The 2,845-nt window shown below is 45.9% G+C and carries 3 protein-coding genes, 1 pseudogene and 1 CRISPR repeat array; of the genes and pseudogenes, 2 read left to right on the top strand and 2 right to left on the bottom strand.

Annotated elements, in window-relative coordinates:
* A CRISPR array of direct repeats spans positions 1-561; the repeat unit is 35 nt; unit sequence GTTTCCAACAAGTCCGATTTTAACTAATCGGTAAG.
* Between the two features lie 192 nt (positions 562-753).
* Entirely contained in the window at positions 754-1,119 is a 366-nt protein-coding gene (gene cas2 / locus J0895_RS23640; RefSeq protein WP_207090439.1) for a CRISPR-associated endonuclease Cas2, read from the bottom strand.
* 117 nt (positions 1,120-1,236) lie between these two features.
* Positions 1,237-1,458 (bottom strand): hypothetical protein, encoded by a 222-nt coding sequence (locus J0895_RS23635; protein WP_207090438.1) that lies wholly within the window; start codon positions 1,456-1,458, stop codon positions 1,237-1,239.
* A 431-nt stretch (positions 1,459-1,889) separates the two neighbouring features.
* Here J0895_RS23635 and J0895_RS23630 point away from each other — a divergent pair, with 431 nt between their 5' ends.
* Both J0895_RS23630 and J0895_RS23625 read left to right on the top strand, forming a co-directional pair.
* Entirely contained in the window at positions 1,890-2,618 is a 729-nt protein-coding gene (locus J0895_RS23630; protein WP_207090437.1) for a transposase, read from the top strand.
* Positions 2,606-2,845, top strand: a pseudogene (locus J0895_RS23625) (IS5-like element ISAva5 family transposase); the annotation flags it as partial. The gene J0895_RS23630 and the pseudogene J0895_RS23625, both read left to right, overlap by 13 nt.

Raw genomic sequence — 2,845 nt, 5'->3', positions numbered from 1 at the left:
GTTTCCAACAAGTCCGATTTTAACTAATCGGTAAGAACTTAGATATTCTCTATGCGTTCTACCCCTATCTAAAAGTTTCCAACAAGTCCGATTTTAACTAATCGGTAAGAAAGGAAATTCAATACTATCCAGAACTAGGATATGTATTTCTAGTTTCCAACAAGTCCGATTTTAACTAATCGGTAAGAAGTAGGTATTCATATCCGTCTTGATGAAATAGATAAGGTATCGTTTCCAACAAGTCCGATTTTAACTAATCGGTAAGATTGTATATAAATCACAAGTAATGTACAAAATAATGTGTTTCCAACAAGTCCGATTTTAACTAATCGGTAAGCGCACTGACCAGCCACCCGATCCGTGTTTTTAACACGGAGTTACGTTTCCAACAAGTCCGATTTTAACTAATCGGTAAGCCCCCAAAGCCCGAGAACGGAGCTCCTTCCGATGAGGTTTCCAACAAGTCCGATTTTAACTAATCGGTAAGGCAATGAATTGTGTTCTAAAAACAGATACAGGTGTTGTTGTTTCCAACAAGTCCGATTTTAACTAATCGGTAAGTCCTCTGCCAGGAAGCCTGACGGAGAGGGGGTTTCAGACACCAGATCCGCATAGGGGGTTTTTACCTGTCAACAAGCAGCGACTTATTGAGAATAAGCGCGCGACTCATGGCTGGGACCCCTGACTCTGACCTCGATCCGCAGAGGTCAACGACAAAATGCGGGTTTCGAGGTTTGGCTGACCTCTGCGGATTTATAAAACTTTACAAATCCGCTGTTTATCTTGGAAAGGTGTTCTTCCTTGCTGGAAGCATAGCATTCCTAGGGGAAGGGTGCAACAAAAAACCCCCAGGAGGTTAACCTGGGGGTAATTAGGGCCGAAAGACTCGACGCCGGAGGGGGAACGGTTAGATAATGTAGAAACTGGGGGCGGTTGCGGGAGTTCGCTGCCGATGGTTAGAGTTTTAGAAAGGGCAGTTTCGCTAATCCAATACAAGCGGATATTATCCTCGGTGGGTTTAACCAACCGTTGCACTTTTTGATGCAGTTTCTGCATTTCTTCTAAGCTCAAAAAGCACTCAAATACAGACTTTTGGACCCGTCGTCCGTAGCCTTCCAAAAAGGTGGAGAGTTTGAGCCGACGACGGTCATTGGTTGTTGGTCATTGGTTGTTGGTCATTGGTTGTTGGTCATTGGTTGTTGGTCATTTGTTGTTGGTTGTTTGTCGTTTGTTATGTCAGTCCACTCGGATGAATGACTCATAAGGAATTCCTTGGACTAGGGCTTTTTTGTAGCGCTGCACTTGCAGTTGAATTACTCGTCGGTAGGACACCTTGTCCTTGACATCGGGATGGGAAATTTTGAGGGAAATTCGGTCTTCAAAGTGTTTGAGAAAGACGCGCCGTCCGGAAAGATAGCGAGCAAGATGCTCGCACTCCTGATCGCCTCTGTAACCCATGATCCGGAATTCGGTTGTCCAAGGTCTATAAAAACCCGCACCCGGTCGGGTGGGTCTACACGGACAAAGCCCGCACTTCGACCCTTCGACCCCCTTCGACCCTTCGACTGGCTCAGGGCTCAGGACAGGCTTCGACGGGGCTCAGGACAGGCGGGGCTCAGGGCAGGCTTTACTCAGCACAGGCCTGCGCGGGCTAAGGGGATTCCCAAAAATAAATTATCCAAATTTAGGAATTAAAGACCTACTTCAGCCGGCTTTGGCAGGCTTCGTCCGTGTAGCCCCACCCTTGAGGATTCTGTTGGCTAATCACATAGGGGGTCTGACCCCCTGCTTACCCCCGGCAGTCAAGACCCGTTAAAATCTGATCAGAGAAAAACTCATGGCGGTTTAGGGACCCTACCCTGTTTCTCCCCTAATTTATGGAGTGAATCATGACCCTTCATCCTCAAGAACAATGGATTATTCCTGAACAAACAGTTGCCGTGGCACGGGCCTCATTCCCGAAAGGGAACGTTTATATGCTGATGCATGAAGAACTAGGGCAACTCTACACAGATAAAGACTTTATCGAGCTTTACCCTAACTGTGGAAAATTAGCCCGGTCTCCCGCGTTCTTAGCGTTGGTCACCTTAATGCAGTTTTCCGAAGGACTAACCGATAGACAAGCAGCCGATTCAGTACGGGCTCGGATTGATTGGAAATATGCCTTGGGGCTAGAATTAACCGATGAGGGTTTTGACCACACCATTTTAAACGAATGGAGGGACCGCCTAGTTAAAAAAGAGGTAGAATCGATTCTCCTTGACAAAATTTTAGCCCGATTTAAAGAAAAAAAACTATTAAAAGGTCGAGGAATCCAGCGCACTGATTCAACCCAGATTTTAGGGGCTATCCGAGTCCTCAATCGTTTGGAGTTAGTTGGAGAAACATTACGTCACGCCTTAAATGACCTCTCTATTCATGCTCCAAATTGGCTGTGTTCTGTTGTCCAAGAAGATTGGTTTGACCGCTATAGCTATAGGCTAGATTCTTATCGGTTACCGAAAGATGAAAGTGAGCGCTCTCGCTTGGCTTTGACCATAGGAGCCGATGGACATCACTTGCTGGGGGACATTTACGAGGGGGAACGGCCTTTGATTTATGTGAATTGCCAAGCGTAGAAATTCTCAGACAAGTTTGGGTACAGCAGTATGCTTTTATTAATTCTGAACTTAAGTGGCGAGACCCGAAAGAGCTGGGCCTCCCTCCGAATTCTATCCAAATTGAAAGTCCTTACGATATTGAAGCTCGTAACGCTACCAAACGGGAGAAAAATTGGACCGGATATCAAGTCCATTTGACCGAAACCTGTGATGAAGATTATCCTCATTTAATTGTGAATGTGGAG

The organism is Phormidium pseudopriestleyi FRX01 (genome assembly GCF_017313335.1).
GTDB lineage: Bacteria > Cyanobacteriota > Cyanobacteriia > Cyanobacteriales > Laspinemataceae > Laspinema > Laspinema pseudopriestleyi.
Note: the sequence above shows the minus strand (reverse complement) of the source record. Positions and strands in the feature narration are given on the sequence as shown.